The organism is Solimonas sp. K1W22B-7 (genome assembly GCF_003428335.1).
In the GTDB taxonomy this organism is placed as follows: Bacteria; Pseudomonadota; Gammaproteobacteria; order Nevskiales; family Nevskiaceae; genus Solimonas_A.
The window spans coordinates 3785886-3801780 of record NZ_CP031704.1 but is presented as its reverse complement, the minus strand read 5'-3'; the positions used below and the strand labels follow the sequence as shown (position 1 = coordinate 3801780).

Here is a 15895-nt window from a genome sequence, read left to right as displayed (position 1 = left end):
GGCGTGGCGCTTCAGGGCCCTATTCCTCTTCCGGCGGCTGCCGGATGAGCTCCATCAGGGTGTACACCAGCGGCCAGAACAGCGAGGTCGAGACCACCGGCAGCCAGCGCAGCCAGGCATCGCCGCTGTGCTTGGTCAGGCCGTCGATCCAGAACATCAGGAAAGCGTAGACGACCCAGGCCGGGATCAGTGCCAGCGTCGCCTGCCACAGCGGAAACAGCACGAAGAAGGCGCGCAGGCGCGCCACCAGGTAGGTCACCAGCACAAAGCCCAGGGCGTGCTGGCCCAGCACGCTGCCGAACAGCACGTCGCAGCAGATGCCGGCGAAGAAGGCCGGCAGCAGCACCGAGATGCGCGGTTCGCGCAGCGCCCAGTAGGACAGGACCAGGGGAATCCACAGGGGCCGCGCCGCGGCCAGCCAGTCCGGCAGGACGACCATCTGCAGCACCAGGGCCAGCAGCAGGCTGAACAGGAAGCCTGCGAAGAGCATGCGCGTCATCGGCCGGTGCCCGTGGCCGGGGCGGCAGGCGGTGTGGCAGGGCGTGGTGCGGGCACGGCGGCGGGGGGCGTTGTCGCCGGGCGCGCGGCAGGTGCAGCAGCCGGCGCGATGGCGGGCGGGGTGCCGGTGGCGGGCGCGGCGGCGGGCGACGGCGTGGCCGAGGGAGGCGACAGGGCATCCTCGACCCAGACCAGCAGGGCCTGGCGGCCCTGGTTCAGCCGGGCCGCCGGGTAGGCATAGGCTTCCATGAAGTGCTCGCCGGCGACGTGCTTGACCTCGTAGACCTGGCCTACCGGGTAGCCGGAGGGGAAGCGCCCCCCCAGCGACGAGGACACCAGCAGGTCGCCGACGCGGATGTCGACATTGCTCGGCAGGAAGGGCAGGCGCAGGCCCTTGCCGTCGCCACGGCCCACGGCAATGGTCTGCAGGCCGGAGCGGTTGATCTCCACCGGGATGCCGTGGTCGGGGTCGGTGATCAGCAGGGCCTTGGAACTGCCCGGGGCGATCTCGGTGACCTGGCCCATCACGCCATGCGCATCGACCAGGGCCTGGCCGCGGTAGACGCCCTGTCGCTCGCCCTTGTTGAGGGTGATCTGGTGGCGGTAGGGGTCCTGGTTGACGCTGATGATCTCGGCGATCAGCACGCGTTCCTGCAGCTGGCCGGCCGAGGACAGCAGCTCGCGGATGCGGCGGTTCTCCGCTTCCAGCGCCTCGATCTTCTGCAGCCGCGATTCCAGCAGCAGCTGCTTCTGCTTGAGATCGGCATTCTCGCGTTCCAGCGAGCCCCGGGTATCGATGTCGCCGGCCGCCTGCAGCATGCGCGAGGGCACCGAGGCCATCCACACCACCGGCGTCAGCAGCCACTCCACCGAGCCGCGTACCGGGTTCAGCCCGTCATTGCGGTAGTCGCTGACGATCAGGCCCAGCGCGCAAAGCATCAGGAAGAACGCACGCAGACCCACGCCCGGTCCCCTGGGGAACAAAGGACGACGGTGGTTGTCGTACAGGGTCGTGTTCAAGTTGCGCGCGTTTGGTAAGAAATGTCAATGAATCATCACGCGCAGCATATGCCCGATCACCTGGGGGTGCAATGGCTTTGTGCGAGCGGCGACCATCGGCGGGATATCAGGCTTTTCAAGGGACTGGGGGCTAGGGGCTAGGGGCTGGCGTCGTTGCCATCCAGTCCCTAGTCCCTAGCCCCCAGTCCCTTGTCTCCGAAACCCCGTGCAGCTCAGTCGAGCGAGTAGAAGTCGCCCTGGCGATCCAGCATGTCCAGCACCATGCCGCCACCGCGCGCCACGCAGGTCAGCGGGTCGTCGGCGATGATCACCGGCAGGCCGGTTTCCTCGGAGATCAGCTTGTCGAGGTCGCGCAGCAGGGCGCCACCGCCGGTCAGCACGATGCCGCGCTCGGCGACGTCGGAGCCCAGTTCCGGCGGGGTGCGCTCCAGGGCCTGCTTGACCGCCTTGACGATGCCGGACAGCGGCTCCTGCAGGGCGTCGAGGATCTCGTTGGAGTTCATCGTGAAGTTGCGCGGCACGCCGGCGGCCAGGTGGCGGCCGACGACGTCGATTTCCTGGACCTCGTGGCCCGGGAAGGCGGTGCCGATCTGGATCTTGATGCGCTCGGCCGTGGCCTCGCCGATCAGCATGTTGTACTGGCGGCGCACGTAGGAAACGATGGCCTCGTCGAACTTGTCGCCGCCGATGCGGACCGACTCGGCATAGACGATGCCGTTGAGCGAGATCACGGCGACCTCGGAGGTGCCGCCGCCGATGTCGACCACCATCGAGCCGCGGGCTTCGCCGATGGGGATGCCGGCGCCCAGGGCGGCGGCGATCGGCTCTTCGATGACCCAGACCTTGCGCGCGCCGGCGTTCTCGACCGATTCACGGATGGCGCGGCGTTCCACCTGGGTGGAGCCGTAGGGCACGCAGACCACCACGCGGGTCAGGGGGCGCGCCATGCGGCCCTTGGTGACCTTGCGGATGAAGTGCTGCAGCATCTTCTCCGTGACGGTGTAGTCGGCGATCACGCCGTCGCGCAGCGGGCGTACGGTGGTGATGTTGGTGGGGGTGCGGCCGAGCATCTGCTTGGCCTCGATGCCCACGGCCTCGACCTTCTTGGCGCCGCGGGAATCCATGCGGATCGCGACCACCGAGGGCTCGTTCAGCACGATGCCTTCGTCACGCACGTAAACCAGCGTGTTGGCCGTGCCGAGGTCGATGGAAAGGTCGTTTACGAACAAACGGCGAACGGCGTCGAACATCGGAAGTGTCTTCGGGCGGAATGCGGATGGTTGTGGCGGGCGCCCGGCAATGCGGGCGCATGGCACAATTCATTTAGAATTGCGTATCCGCACATCTTAAACGATCCCGCACCAAAAATGAGCCTTAGCCCAGACCAGATCAGGCAGGTCGCCAAGCTGGCGCGCCTGGAACTGAACCCCTCCTTAACCGAGGCCTATGCCGGCCAGCTGTCCAACATCCTGGCCCTGGTGGACCAGCTGTCGGCGGCGAAGACCGAAGGCGTCGGTCCCATGGCACATCCGCTGGAGATGACCCAGCGCCTGCGCCCGGACGCCGTGAGCCAGCCCGACCAGCGCGAGGCCTTCCAGGCCATCGCCCCGGCGGTGCAGGACGGCCTGTACCTGGTACCCAAGGTCATCGAGTGATTTTGCGCCCGGGATTTTCCGGGCCCTGAAGGACATCCATGCATACCCTGTCGATCAAGCAGCTGGCCGAGGCCCTGCGGGCGAGGACGTTTTCCTCCCGCGAGCTGACCCAGCACTACCTCAAGCGCATCGAGACCCTCGATCCGCAGCTGAACAGCTTCATCACCGTCACCGCCGACCAGGCGCTGGCCGCGGCCGACGCCGCGGACGCCCGCCTGGCCCGCGGCGAGGGCGGCCCACTCACCGGTATCCCATTGGGCCAGAAGGATATTTTCTGCACCACCGGGGTGCGGACCTCCTGCGCCAGCCGTATGCTCGACAAGTTCGTCTCGCCCTACGACGCGACGATCGTGAAGAAGCTGCAGGCCGAGGCCGGCATGCCCATGCTGGGCAAGCTGAACATGGACGAGTTCGCCATGGGCTCCTCCAACGAGACCAGCTGGTACGGCCCGGTGAAGAACCCCTGGGACGTCAGCCGCGTGCCCGGCGGCTCCTCCGGCGGCTCCGTGGCTGCCGTCGCGGCGGGCCTGGCCCCCGTGGCCACCGCCACCGACACCGGCGGCTCGATCCGCCAGCCCGCGGCGCTGACCAACCTCACCGGCATCAAGCCGACCTACGGCCGCGTGTCGCGCTACGGCATGATCGCCTTCGCTTCGAGCCTGGACCAGGCCGGCGTGGTGGCGCGCTCCGCCGAGGACGCCGCCCAGGTGCTGCAGGCCATGTCCGGCTTCGACCCGCTGGATTCCACCAGCATGGACCGCCCGGTCGATGACCTGGTGGCGCCGCTGGGCCAGTCGATCCAGGGCCTGCGCGTGGGCCTGCCCAGGGAATACTTCGCCGATGGCCTCGACGCCGGCGTGCGTGCCTGCATCGACGCCGCCATCGCCGAGCTGAAGAAGCTGGGCGCCACGTTCACGGAAGTCTCGCTGCCGAATTCGCCGCTGTCGGTGCCGACCTACTACGTCGTCGCCCCGGCCGAGGCCAGCTCCAACCTTGCGCGCTTCGACGGCGTGCGCTACGGCCACCGCGCCGAGGGCGTGAAGAACCTGGAAGAGCTGTACGAACGCAGCCGCGGCGAAGGCTTCGGCGCGGAAGTGCAGCGCCGCATCATGATCGGCACCTACGTGCTGAGCCATGGCTACTACGACGCCTACTACCTGCAGGCGCAGAAAGTGCGCCGCCTGATCTACGACGACTTCCGCCGCGCCTTCGAGCAGGTCGACGTGATCCTCGGCCCCACCGCCACCGACGTGGCCTTCAAGCTGGGCTCCAAGACCGACGATCCCGTGGCGATGTACCTCAACGACATCTACACCATCGCCGCCAACCTGGCCGGCATCCCCGCCATGAGCCTGCCCTGCGGCTTCAAGGACGGGCTGCCGGTGGGCATGCAGCTGATGGGCAATTTCTTCGGCGAGGCGAAACTGCTGAACGTCGCCCACCAGTACCAGTTGGCTACCGACTGGCACACCCGCCGGCCGGCGGCTTTCGTTTAATCAGTCCGCAAATGAACGCGAATGGACGCAAATGATGCAAGCTCTTATTCGCGTTGATTTGCGTTCATTCGCGGACTTCATATCTTGAGAACGCTCATGGAATGGGAAGTAGTCATCGGGCTGGAAGTGCACTGCCAGCTCAGCACGAAAACGAAGATTTTCTCCGGCGCCGCCACCGCCTACGGCGCGGCCCCCAACACCCAGGCCGATCCGGTCACGCTGGGCTTTCCCGGCGTGCTGCCGGTGCTCAACGGCGCAGGCCTGAAGATGGCGATCAAGTTCGGCCTGGCGGTGGACGCGCAGGTGGCCGAACGCAGCGTGTTCGCGCGCAAGCACTATTTCTACCCCGACCTGCCCAAGGGCTACCAGATCTCGCAGTACGAGCTGCCGATCGTGCAGGGCGGGCATCTGGACATCGAGCTGGGCGACGGTTCCACCAAGCGCATCGGCATCACCCGCGCGCACATGGAAGAGGACGCCGGCAAGTCGGTGCATGACGCCTACGCGGGCCTGTCGGGCATCGACCTCAACCGTGCCGGCACGCCGCTGCTGGAGATCGTCTCCGAGCCGGACCTGCGTTCCTCGGCCGAGGCCGTGGCCTATCTCAAGAAGCTGCACCAGCTGGTGGTGTATCTCGGCATCTGCGACGGCAACATGCAGGAAGGCTCGTTCCGCTGCGACTGCAACGTCTCCGTGCGCCCGCGCGGCCAGGAGCAGTTCGGCACGCGCACCGAGACCAAGAACGTCAACTCCTTCCGCTACGTCGAGAAGGCGATCGAGTACGAAATCACGCGCCAGATCGACGAGATCGAAGCCGGCCGCAAGATCGTGCAGGAGACGCGTTTGTTCAACCCGGACACGGGTGAGACGAAGTCGATGCGCAGCAAGGAAAACGCCAACGACTACCGCTACTTCCCGGACCCCGACCTGCTGCCGGTGGTGGTCACCGCCGAGGACATCGAGGGCGTGCGCGCCACCATGCCGGAACTGCCGGAGGCCAAGCGCAACCGCTTCGCCGAGCAGTACGGCCTGTCGAAGTACGACGCCGGCGTGCTGACCGGTGAAGCCGCGCTGGCCGACTACTACGAAGCCGTGGTGCGGACCTCCGGCGGCGATCCCAAGAGCTGCGCCAACTGGGTCATCACCGACCTGCTCGGCGCGCTCAACAAGCTGGGCAAGGAGATCGGCGATTCGCCGGTGACCGCGCCGATGCTGGCGGGCCTGGTCGCGCGCATCGCCGACAAGACCATCTCCGGCAAGATCGCCAAGGACGTGTTCGAGGCGATGCTGGCGGGCGAGGGCGACGCGGATTCCATCATCAAGGCCAAGGGCCTGGTGCAGATCACCGACGAGTCGGCCATCGTCAAGGCGATCGAGGAGGTCATGGCGAAGAACCCGGGACAGCTGGCGGAGTACCGCTCCGGCAAGGACAAGCTGTTCGGCTTCTTCGTCGGCCAGGCCATGAAGGCGACGCAGGGCAAGGCCAATCCCGATGCCCTGAACCGCCTGCTGAAGGAAAAGCTGGCCCCGTGAACGAGTTGCGCGAGCTGCTGTTCCCGGAACGTGGCGTCCGGGGTGCCTACGTCGATCTTCGCGAAGGCATCCAGGACATGACCGGCTGGCGCCACTATGCGCCCGACGTGCATCGCCTGCTGGGCCAGGCCCTGGCCGCGACGCCGCTGCTGGCCTCGCACCTCAAGTTCGAAGGCCGCATCAACCTGCAGTTCAAGGGCAAGCACGAGCTGCAGCTGCTGGTCACGCAGATCGACCACAACCTCGAACTGCGCGGCATGGCCAAGGCCGGCGGGGACACCGCCGGCTCGTTCCAGGAGCTGATGGACGAGGGCATGCTGGCCATGGTGATGGAACCGGCGCGCGGCACGCAGTACTACCAGGCCGTGGTCGAGATCATGGGCGATTCGCTGGCTGTGGCACTGGAAGGCTATTTCACCCAGTCCGAGCAGCTGGCCACCATCATCCGCCTGGCGGCGGGCCCGGATCGCCTGGTGGGCCTGATGCTGCAGCGCCTGCCGGCCGAAGAGGTCAAGGATGGCGACGCCCACTGGGAGCACATGCTGGCGCTGGCCGGCACCCTGGGCGAGCAGGAGATGCTGGAGAAGGATGGCGAGACGCTGCTGCGCCACCTGTTCCACGAGGAGGACCGCCGCGTGTTCGAGCCGCGCAACGTGGCGCTGCGTTGCCGCTGCAGCCACGCCAGCATCTCGGCGATGTTGCTGAGCCTGGGTCAGGAGGAACTGCAGCCGGTGCTGGACCAGCATGGCCGCGTCGCCGTGACCTGCGAGTTCTGCGGCCGCGAGTACAGCTACACCGAGGTCGACATCCGTGCCCTGGTGGCCGCGGAAAATGCCACCGGCGACAACCAGACCCGCCAGTAGCATCCGATGATCCTGCCGCGCTATCGCGTCGACGTCTCCCGCATCGCCGGCGCCGGCAAGGGCCTGTTCCTGGACGAGGCGGTGAGCCGCGGCCGGGTCATCGTCGCGCCGGACAACATCCACACGGTCTGGCCTGAGCAGAAGTTGCGCCAGCATCCCGCCGACTCGCGCGAGGTCGAATCCAGCGTGCGCTGGTTCGAGGACCGTTTCTCGCTGACGCCGGAGTGGAGCGACGAGTGCTACGTCAACCATTCCTACAGCCCCAGCGCGCTATGGCACCTGGGCTTCATCTTCGCGCTGGCCGACCTGCCGCTTGGCGCCGAGGTGACGATGGACTACCGCTACGTCATCGGCGACGGCGAGCGCATGCCGTTCGCCGATGCGGCGACGGGACGCGAGATCGTGGGGTTGCCATGGGAAGCGGTGCTGCGCGATGGAGCGCGGGCGCTGCTGGGGTTGGTGGGTCCGTAGGATGTGGTGAGCGTAGCGAACCGCATCAGGTGTAGTCCGATGCGGTTCGCTACGCTCACCACATCCTACAGGCCTCTTACGGCGGCGGCGGCAACGCCGACTTCCGCGGCGTCTCCCGCGGTGCCTGCGGCGGCAGTTCCGGCGCCTTCGGCGCCACCGGTTCCGGCCGCAGCTCCGGCGGCGGGATCGCGATGACGCCTTCCACCTCCTGCGATACGGGCACCGCCTGTTCCTGCACCTTCGACAAAGCACGGATGCGGTTCTCGACGCTGCGCCGCTGCGCATGAGCGCGGGCGATCGCCACACGGCTGCCGGCGAGGTAGAGCTTCTGCTCCAGCTGCCCGTCGCCAGTCGTCAGCGAGACCACGGCGGCGTCGATCGCGCGGTCGGCCTCCACCATCGCCACCGGCGCCAGCCCGCCGAGCTGCGGATCGTTCTCGAGTTTCTCCAGCTGCGCGCGCAGTGCGTCCAGCTCGGGGCTGGTCTTCGGGGCCGAGGCGCAGGCTGCCAGCGCGGCGAGCAGGATGGCGGTCAGGGCGCGGCGCATCAGGGTGCTCCCGCCGGCCTGGCCGGGGCCTGCAACTCGCTCAGGCGCGCCTTGGCCTTGGCCAGGTCGCCCAGCGCGATCGCCAGTTCGGCGTCGGCCCGGGCCTGTTCCGCCAGGCGCTGCGCCTGCGGGTAGTTGGAATCCTTCAGCGCCGCACGGGCCTGGCCCAGCTTGTCGCGCGCCAGCGTCAGCTGCGGCTGTGCCGTGGCGGCCACGGTGCCGTTGCCGGCCTTGCCCACCGCCACCTCGGCGGCCTCCATGGCCTCGTCGGGACGGACCGGCTTGCCGCTGCAGGCGGCGAGGGTGACAACCAGGGCAAGCGGGGCCAGGGTGACAGCGGTGGGGGCTTTCATGGCGGCAATTCTTGACCTGTGCGGCACGTCGCGCAAGACGCCCCTTTCCCGCACTAGAATCCGAAGCAACACGGAAGACGTATCCACGGCACACCCTCGGGACTCCCAATGACCGCCCTGCACACCGCCGCAACCGGACTGGCCTGCGTCTTCGTCTTCATCAGCCTGGCCTGGGTGGTGCAGTGGCGCACGCAGAATGCCGGCATCGTCGACGCGGTCTGGTCCTGGAGCCTGGGCTTCCTCGGGCTGCTGTACTCCTTCCTGGGCCCCGCGCCGCTGCCGCAGCGCGCGCTGCTGGGCGTCATGGCCCTGCTCTGGGGGGTGCGCCTGGGGACCCACCTGTTCCTGCGCAACCACGGCAAGCCCGAGGACCGGCGCTACAAGAAATTCCGCGACGGCTGGGGCGAGCAGGCCAACCGCAACATGTACTTCTTCTTCCACTTCCAGACGCTGTTCGCGATGCTGCTGTCGGCGGCCTTCCTGGTGGCGGCCTACAACACGCGGGTGGTGGCGCCCGCCCTGCTGGTGCTGGCGGTGCTGATCTGGCAGGTCTCGGTGCTGGGCGAGGCCATTGCCGACCGCCAGATGGAACGCTTCCGCGCCGATCCCGCCAACCGCGGCAAGGTCTGCCGCGACGGCCTGTGGCGCTGGTCGCGCCATCCCAACTATTTCTTCGAGTGCCTGCACTGGCTGGCCTACCTGCCGCTGGTGGTGGGTTCCTCCTGGTGGCCGGCGGCGCTGGTCTCGCCGCTGGTGATGTGGTTCCTGCTGATGAAGATGTCGGGCATCCCGATCCTGGAACAGCACATGTCCGCATCCAAGCCGGGCTATGCCGAGTACATGCGCACCACCAGCGCGCTGATTCCCTGGCCGCCGAAGCAGTCCTGAACCGCCAAGAAACCAAGAAGGATCTTTTCCGGGCATGAACCTCATCCAGCTGACCGAGCGCGGCCTCTTCCCGGACGTCCTGGTCCGGGCCGGCATGCGCAAACTGATCGCGCAGCGTCTCACGGCGCCCGGGAGCGTCGACGGCGAGCAGCGCTCGCGGCGCTACAACCAGTGGCTGGACGAGTTGCGCGCCAGCCCCATCGCCATCCAGACCCAGGCCGCCAACCAGCAGCACTACGAGGTGCCGGCCGACTTCTTCGACATGCATCTCGGGCCGCGGCTGAAGTATTCCTGCGCGCTCTACCCCGAGGGCAGCGAGACCCTGGGCCAGGCCGAGGAGAAGATGCTGGAGTTGTACGCCGAGCGCGCCGGCCTGCGCGACGGCATGCGCATCCTCGACCTGGGCTGTGGCTGGGGCTCGTTGTCGCTGTGGCTGGCCGAAAAGTATCCGGGCTCGCAGATCGTCGGCCTGTCCAACTCCCATGGCCAGCGCGAGTTCATCGAAAAGCGCGCCCGCGAGCGCGGCTTCAAGAACCTGCGCATCCTCACCGGCAACGTCGTCGACTTCGATTTCCCTGCGCTGGGTGTCGAGGCAGGCTTCGACCGCGTCATGTCGATCGAGATGTTCGAGCACATGCGCAACTACGGCCTGCTGCTGGCCAAGATCTCGCGCTGGCTCAAGGCCGACGGCCGTCTGTTCGTGCACATCTTCGCGCACAAGCTGCTGAGCTATCCCTACGAGGTCAAGGACGACACCGACTGGATGACACAGTACTTCTTCCTCGGCGGCATCATGCCCTCGGAGAACCTGCTGCTGAACTTCCAGGATCACCTGAAGGTGGAGCGCCAGTGGTGGGTCGGCGGCCAGCACTACGAGAAGACCTCCAACCACTGGCTCGCCGGCATGGACGCCGCGAAGGCGCGCATCATGCCGGTGTTCGAAACCGCCTACGGCAAGGACGCGGCGGTCTGGTTCCAGCGCTGGCGCATGTTCTACATGGCGGTGGCCGAGTTCTTCGGCTACGCCGAAGGCAACGAGTGGGGCGTGGCGCACTACCTGTTCGCGCCGAGGGCCTGAAGCCATGACGCGCCATCGCGGGCCGGTATCCGACCACTTCGACGGCGAGCGTTTCCACAACGCCGAGCCCTTCGGCAAGACCGCCGCCGAACTGCTGCGCTGGCGCCTGTCGCGCAAGCGCGGCAAATGGCTGCGCGACCTCGCGCCGCATGGCCAGCCACCGCCGCCGGCCAGGGTGGGCGAGGGCGGCCTGCGCGCCAGCTACGTCAACCAGGCCACCGTGCTGCTGCAGGCCGACGGCCTCAACCTGCTGACCGACCCGGTGTGGTCGGAGCGTGTCAGCCCGGTGCAATGGGCCGGCCCGCAGCGCTACCGCGCGCCCGGCATTCCGTTCGAGCAGTTGCCGCGCATCGACGTGGCGATCATCAGCCACAACCACTACGACCACATGGACGCCGACACCCTGCGGCGCCTGTGGCGCGAGCACGACCCGGTGTTCGTCACCGCCCTGGGCAATGCCCATCACCTGCGCGCCTGGGGCCTGGAGAAGATCGTCGAACTGGACTGGGACCAGCAATGGACCCTGCCCAATGGCCGGACGCTGACCGCCGCCCGCGCGCAGCACTGGAGCGGCCGCGCCGGCTACGACGCCAACCTGGCGCTGTGGATGTCCTGCGTCATCGACACCGCCGGTGGGCCGGTCTATTTCGCCGGCGACAGCGGCTACGGCCCGCACTATGCCGAGCTGTTCCGCCGGCATGGGGCGATGCGCCTGTCGCTGCTGCCGATCGGGGCCTACCTGCCGCGCTGGTTCATGGCCTACCAGCACATGGATCCGGCCGAGGCGGTGCAGGCACACCTGGACCTGCACTCGGCCTTCAGCATGGGCATCCACTACGGCAGTTTCGAGCTGGCCGACGACGGCCAGGAAGAGGCGGTGGAGGACCTGCGCAAGGCCCTGGACGCCCATGGCCTGCCCTGTGACGTGTTTCCCGCCGCGGCTTTCGGCTACGGCTATGATGTTCCTGCACTGCCCGGGAAGATCGACCCATGAAAAGACTGCTCGCCGCGACCCTGCTGATGCTCGGCACGGCCGCGCAGGCCGAGGAAGTCCAGCGCTTCTACGGCCACGCCTACGACCTCAAGAGCGGCGCCTACCTCTATACCGAGGTCCATGCGCAGCGCCTGGAAAAGGACCGCTGGCTGGGCGGCACGATCGACTACTTCGGCCCCAAGGGCGACAAGCTGGGCCACAAGACCCTGGACTTCCGCGGCGACGAGTTCGTGCCGGTGTTCCGCCTGGAGATGGCCTATGGCTACATGGAAGCCATCACCGACAACCGCGGCCCGGTGAAAATGGAGCGCCGCGACGGCAAGGACCGCAAGCTGGAAACCGGCGAAATCGACAAGACCTCGCCGATGTGCGCGGACTCCGGCTTCCACAGCTGCCTGCGCGCGCATTTCGCCGAGCTGCAGGCCGGCAAGACCCTGAAGTTCACCCTGGCCGTGGCCGGCAGCCTCGACAGCTTCCGTTTCCGCGCGCGCAAGGCCGGCGACACCCAGTGGCAGGGCATCAAGGCGGTGCAGTTCAAGGTGGAGCCGGATTCCCTGCTGCGCCTGCTGGCCGGCCCGCTGGACCTGATCTACGAGCCCGGCCAGCGCCGCCTGCTGGAGTTCCGCGGCATCTCCAACGTCCACGATCCGCGCTCCGGCAAGCCCTACGACGTGCGCATCATCTACCCGGACAAGCCCCCCGCCGACGCGCCGAACCCGCTGCCGCCGCTCGGGGGCTGAAGACGCGGGGGTGGGGACCCCCTACAATTCGCGCTTTCGCCCGCCGACACAGCGCGTCATGACCACCCTGCCTGAAACCACCGCCCGCCTGCTGATCACCTGCCCGGACCGCCCGGGCATCGTCTCGGCGGTGACCACCTTCCTGTACCACCACGGCATCAACATCACCGAGCTGGACCAGCACTCCAGCGACCCCAGCGGCGGCAAGTTCTTCATGCGCCTGGAGTTCCAGACGCCGAGCATGGACGTCTCGCGCCCGGCGCTGATGCAGGCCTTCGGCGACGTGGTGGGCAAGCGCTTCGAGATGGACTGGCGCATGACCTTCGCCGTGGACAAGCCGCGCATGGCCCTGCTGGTCTCGAAGCACGACCACGCCCTGCTGGAGCTGCTGTGGCGCTGGCAGCGCGGCGAGCTGCGCGCCGACATCCCGATGGTGATCTCCAACCACCCGGACCTGCGCGAGAGCGTGGAGCGTTTCGGCGTGCGCTTCGAGCACGTGGCGATCGACGCTGCCACCCACGCCGAGGCCGAGGCCAGGATGCTGGGCCTGCTGGCCGGCCAGGCCGATCTCATCGTGCTGGCGCGCTACATGCGCATCCTCAGCAGCGAGTTCGTCGCCAACTACCCGTCGCGCATCATCAACATCCACCACTCCTTCCTGCCGGCCTTCATCGGTGCCGATCCCTACCAGCAGGCACAGCTGCGCGGCGTGAAGATCATCGGCGCCACGGCGCACTACGTGACGGCGGACCTGGACCAGGGGCCGATCATCGAGCAGGACGTGGTGCGGGTGTCGCATCGAGATGAGCTGACCGATCTGAAGAACCTGGGGCGCGACCTGGAGCGGCAGGTGCTGGCGCGGGCGGTGCGCTGGCATATCGAGGATCGCATCATCGTGGATGGGAACAAGACGGTGGTGTTCTCGTAGCTTCCTCTTCCCTCTCCCGCTTGCGGGAGAGGGTGCCCGGAGGGCGGGAGAGGGTTTCTGTAAAGCGAGCAAGAAAGGGCTTCACCATATTCACCTTCACTCTTCCGAAGTCTTGATGAGCGTGAGCGAATGCTTTTGATGTTGGGGTCCCATTGTGCGAGTGCCTGCGCGGGGGTCGAGCGCAGGGGTCGAGCCGGACAGGAAGTCCGGCCGAGGACACGCAGGCCATGGATGGCCTGTGTGTCCGACCCCTCAGCGCTCGACCCCCGCGCAGGTTGCCCCGCATCAGCGGGGCCGCTCGCACCTGGGGGTGTTTTCTTTTTGGTTACTTTTTCTTTGCACAAGCAAAGAAAAAGTAACTCGCCCTTAGGCGAAATAAACCAACAGAGATCCACGGTTCCTGACCGGTCTAGGACCGGCGCCACCGACAGACCTCAGCGAGTTCCATGGGGCACCACCCTCACCTCGGCAACTGCTCCATGCGTTGCCCTACCTCGGGGATCCATCCCCTCGCCAGCCCTCTCCCGCCAGCGGGAGAGGGGGTTCTCCGATCTTTGGTTTCTAGACCCGCATAGATATGTGGAGGCGTCGGTAACGTTTAGCGCCCACTCGCGACGCTAAGATCCCCAACTACGTTGGGTGTGATGGCTTATCGCGGACTGACATTGAGTCAGTCCGCGACCGGGCCATCACATCCACGCTGCTCGGGGCTTTACTTCCCCGGCTTCGCCAACGCCCGCCACATCATCTCGAACAGCGCATTCGCATTCGCCGTCAGCGGCTCCTTCATGCCGCGGTGGATGTACATCTGCACCAGGCGGTTGGTGAAGCCCATGACGAAGTCGAGCAGGTACTTCTCGTCCACCGAGTCGGCGAGGATGCCGCGCTCGCGGCCTTCGGAGAGGACCTTGATGAAGGTGTGGAACAGTTCGGGGTTGTGGTAGTGCTCCTGCTTGCGCCAGGTGTTCACGTACACCGAACTCATCTGCAGCTGCATCACCTTGGGATTCTTCTCGTAGAAGTCCAGGCTCACCCAGAACACCTTGCGCAGCTTCTCCTTGTAGTCCTCGATGCCCTGCAGGTGATCGAGCATGCGCACGGCCAGCTTCTGCAGCCAGCCGTCGAGGCAGGAGAACAGCAGGGCTTCCTTGCTGCCGTAGTACTTGTAGAGCGTCTGCAGCGAGACGTTGGCGCCGCGCGCGATCTCGATCAGGCCCACGCGGTGGAATTCGCGTTCGGAGAAGGTGTCGAGCACGGTCTGCTCGATACGGCCGCGGGTCTCGGGGTCGAGGCCCGCGCGGTCAGCCACGATGGCTTCGGTTCGGCGCATGGTTGTTCACTGAGTAATGGTTGTTACTAAGACTTGCGGCGGGCCCCATACGCAGCCGTATTGACCACGCGAGGGCACGCCTTTAAGCTCGGACCCGTTTTGAATCCAGCCGGCGGGCTTCTCGCCCGCCATGCCAATCACCGTCCCCGATCGGCATAGGGTAATTTAAGTTACCCATCGCCGCAATGAGGTCTCCATGAGCGAAGCATTCATCTACGACGCCGTGCGCACGCCGCGCGGCAAGGGCAAGAAGGACGGCAGCCTGCACGGCGTCACCCCGATCCACCTCGTCGGCAACCTGCTGACGGCCCTGCAGCAGCGCAACAACCTGGACACCTCCAAGGTCGACGACGTCGTCCTGGGCTGCGTCACGCCGGTGGGCGAGCAGGGCGCGGACATCGCGCGCGTCGCCGTGCTCTATGCCGGCTGGGCCGAGAGCGTCGCCGGCGTCACGCAGTCGCGCTTCTGCGCCTCGGGCCTGGAGTCGGTCAACATCGCCGCGCAGAAGGTCATGTCGGGCATGGAAGACCTGGTGGTGGCCGGCGGCGTGGAAAGCATGTCGCGCTGGGCCATGGGCTCGGACGGCGGCGCCTGGGCGATGGACCCGCGCGTCAACCACATGACCGGCTTCGCGCCGCAGGGCATCGGCGCCGACCTGATCGCGACGCTGGAAGGCTTCTCGCGCCGCGACGTCGACAGCTTCGCGGTGGCTTCGCAGCAAAAGGCCACCAAGGCGCGCGCCGAAGGGCGTTTCGCCAAGTCGCTGATCCCGGTGCGCGATCTCAACGGCATGGTCGTGCTCGACCATGACGAGTTCATCCGCCCCGAGGCCACGGTCGAGGGAATGGCGGGCCTGAAGCCCTCCTTCGAGCAGATGGGTGCGATGGGCTTCGACGCCACCGCCCTGCGCAAGTACACCACGATCGAGAAGATCGACCACGTCCACCACGCCGGCAACAGCTCCGGCATCGTCGACGGCGCGGCGCTGATGCTGATCGGCAGCAAGAAGATCGGCAAGAAGCTGGGCCTGAAAGCCCGTGCCCGCATCGTGCAGACCGCGGTGATCGGCTCCGAACCCACCATCATGCTCACCGGCATCGGCCCGGCCTCGAAGAAGGCCCTGGCCCGCGCCGGCATGAACGCGTCCAGCATCGACCTGTTCGAGATCAACGAGGCCTTCGCCGCGGTGGTGCTGCGCGCGCAGCGCGACCTCGGCATCGACCCGGCCAGGGTCAACGTCAACGGCGGCTCCATCGCCATGGGCCACCCGCTGGGCGCCACCGGCTGCGCCATCCTCGGCACCCTGATCGACGAGCTGGAGCGCCAGGACAAGCAGTTCGGCCTGGCCTCGCTCTGCGTCGGCGCCGGCATGGGCATCGCCACGATCATCGAACGTCTGTAAAGACATTGCAGTCCGCAAATGAACGCGAATAAACGCAAATGCTGCACATATTCAATTTGCGTTCATTTGCGTGTATTTGCGGACTGAATCAACTGGGAA

The 15895-nt window shown here is 66.9% G+C and carries 17 protein-coding genes; 11 read left to right on the top strand and 6 right to left on the bottom strand.

All coding sequences use genetic code 11. The features are described from left to right. Positions 1-19: 19 nt before the first annotated feature. The 3 genes from mreD to D0B54_RS17065 all read right to left on the bottom strand — a co-directional run bounded on the left by mreD (position 20) and on the right by D0B54_RS17065 (position 2768). Entirely contained in the window at positions 20-499 is a 480-nt protein-coding gene (gene mreD, locus D0B54_RS17075; protein ID WP_117292470.1) for a rod shape-determining protein MreD, read from the bottom strand. Next, positions 496-1518: a rod shape-determining protein MreC gene (mreC, locus tag D0B54_RS17070; RefSeq protein ID WP_117292469.1), complete on the bottom strand. Its 1023-nt coding sequence runs from the start codon at positions 1516-1518 to the stop codon at positions 496-498. The genes mreD and mreC overlap by 4 nt, the downstream gene beginning before the upstream one ends. A gap of 212 nt (positions 1519-1730) precedes the next feature. Continuing rightward, positions 1731-2768, bottom strand: coding sequence for a rod shape-determining protein (locus tag D0B54_RS17065; RefSeq protein ID WP_104229651.1), 1038 nt, complete (start codon positions 2766-2768; stop codon positions 1731-1733). Between the two features lie 117 nt (positions 2769-2885). On the opposite strand from D0B54_RS17065, the gene gatC reads away from it, so the two are divergent. The 5 genes from gatC (at position 2886) to D0B54_RS17040 (ending at position 7536) form a co-directional block, all read left to right on the top strand. Beyond that, positions 2886-3173, top strand: coding sequence for an Asp-tRNA(Asn)/Glu-tRNA(Gln) amidotransferase subunit GatC (gene gatC / locus D0B54_RS17060; RefSeq protein ID WP_117292468.1), 288 nt, complete (start codon positions 2886-2888; stop codon positions 3171-3173). 38 nt (positions 3174-3211) lie between these two features. Further along, positions 3212-4669, top strand: a complete 1458-nt coding sequence (gene gatA, locus D0B54_RS17055) for an Asp-tRNA(Asn)/Glu-tRNA(Gln) amidotransferase subunit GatA (protein WP_117292467.1) — start codon at positions 3212-3214, stop codon at positions 4667-4669. Between the two features lie 96 nt (positions 4670-4765). Next, the gene (gene gatB, locus D0B54_RS17050) at positions 4766-6202 is read left to right on the top strand and encodes an Asp-tRNA(Asn)/Glu-tRNA(Gln) amidotransferase subunit GatB (protein ID WP_117292466.1); all 1437 of its coding nucleotides are present in this window, start codon (positions 4766-4768) and stop codon (positions 6200-6202) included. Further along, on the top strand, positions 6199-7065 hold the full coding sequence (gene hslO, locus D0B54_RS17045; RefSeq protein ID WP_117292465.1) for an Hsp33 family molecular chaperone HslO: 867 nt from the start codon (positions 6199-6201) through the stop codon (positions 7063-7065). The genes gatB and hslO overlap by 4 nt, the downstream gene beginning before the upstream one ends. Before the next feature lie 6 nt (positions 7066-7071). Beyond that, positions 7072-7536, top strand: a complete 465-nt coding sequence (locus D0B54_RS17040; RefSeq protein ID WP_117292464.1) for an SET domain-containing protein — start codon at positions 7072-7074, stop codon at positions 7534-7536. A 76-nt stretch (positions 7537-7612) separates the two neighbouring features. Here the strand turns inward: D0B54_RS17040 and D0B54_RS17035 are convergent, their stop codons facing one another. Both D0B54_RS17035 and D0B54_RS17030 read right to left on the bottom strand, forming a co-directional pair. Beyond that, positions 7613-8083, bottom strand: a complete 471-nt coding sequence (locus tag D0B54_RS17035; RefSeq protein WP_117292463.1) for a DUF4398 domain-containing protein — start codon at positions 8081-8083, stop codon at positions 7613-7615. Further along, complete coding sequence (locus D0B54_RS17030) at positions 8083-8436, bottom strand: DUF4398 domain-containing protein (protein ID WP_117292462.1); 354 nt, start codon at positions 8434-8436, stop codon at positions 8083-8085. The genes D0B54_RS17035 and D0B54_RS17030 overlap by 1 nt, the downstream gene beginning before the upstream one ends. Positions 8437-8544: 108 nt before the next feature. Between D0B54_RS17030 and D0B54_RS17025 the strand changes: the two genes are divergently transcribed. The 5 genes from D0B54_RS17025 to purU are packed head-to-tail and all read left to right on the top strand — an operon-like array spanning position 8545 to position 13064. Next, the gene (locus D0B54_RS17025) at positions 8545-9324 is read left to right on the top strand and encodes a DUF1295 domain-containing protein (protein ID WP_117292461.1); all 780 of its coding nucleotides are present in this window, start codon (positions 8545-8547) and stop codon (positions 9322-9324) included. Positions 9325-9358: 34 nt separating this feature from the next. After that, a complete protein-coding gene (locus D0B54_RS17020; protein WP_117292460.1) occupies positions 9359-10402 on the top strand; it encodes an SAM-dependent methyltransferase in 1044 nt (347 codons plus the stop codon). Positions 10403-10406: 4 nt separating this feature from the next. Beyond that, positions 10407-11396, top strand: coding sequence for an MBL fold metallo-hydrolase (locus tag D0B54_RS17015; protein WP_117292459.1), 990 nt, complete (start codon positions 10407-10409; stop codon positions 11394-11396). Further along, positions 11393-12136 (top strand): hypothetical protein, encoded by a 744-nt coding sequence (locus D0B54_RS17010; protein WP_117292458.1) that lies wholly within the window; start codon positions 11393-11395, stop codon positions 12134-12136. The genes D0B54_RS17015 and D0B54_RS17010 overlap by 4 nt, the downstream gene beginning before the upstream one ends. A 58-nt stretch (positions 12137-12194) precedes the next feature. Continuing rightward, positions 12195-13064, top strand: coding sequence for a formyltetrahydrofolate deformylase (gene purU, locus D0B54_RS17005; protein ID WP_117292457.1), 870 nt, complete (start codon positions 12195-12197; stop codon positions 13062-13064). A gap of 712 nt (positions 13065-13776) precedes the next feature. On the opposite strand, the gene D0B54_RS17000 is transcribed toward purU, so the two are convergent. Continuing rightward, entirely contained in the window at positions 13777-14394 is a 618-nt protein-coding gene (locus D0B54_RS17000) for a TetR/AcrR family transcriptional regulator (protein ID WP_240433456.1), read from the bottom strand. Between the two features lie 196 nt (positions 14395-14590). Between D0B54_RS17000 and D0B54_RS16995 the strand changes: the two genes are divergently transcribed. After that, on the top strand, positions 14591-15796 hold the full coding sequence (locus D0B54_RS16995) for an acetyl-CoA C-acetyltransferase (protein ID WP_117292456.1): 1206 nt from the start codon (positions 14591-14593) through the stop codon (positions 15794-15796). The last annotated feature ends 99 nt before the right edge of the window (positions 15797-15895 follow it).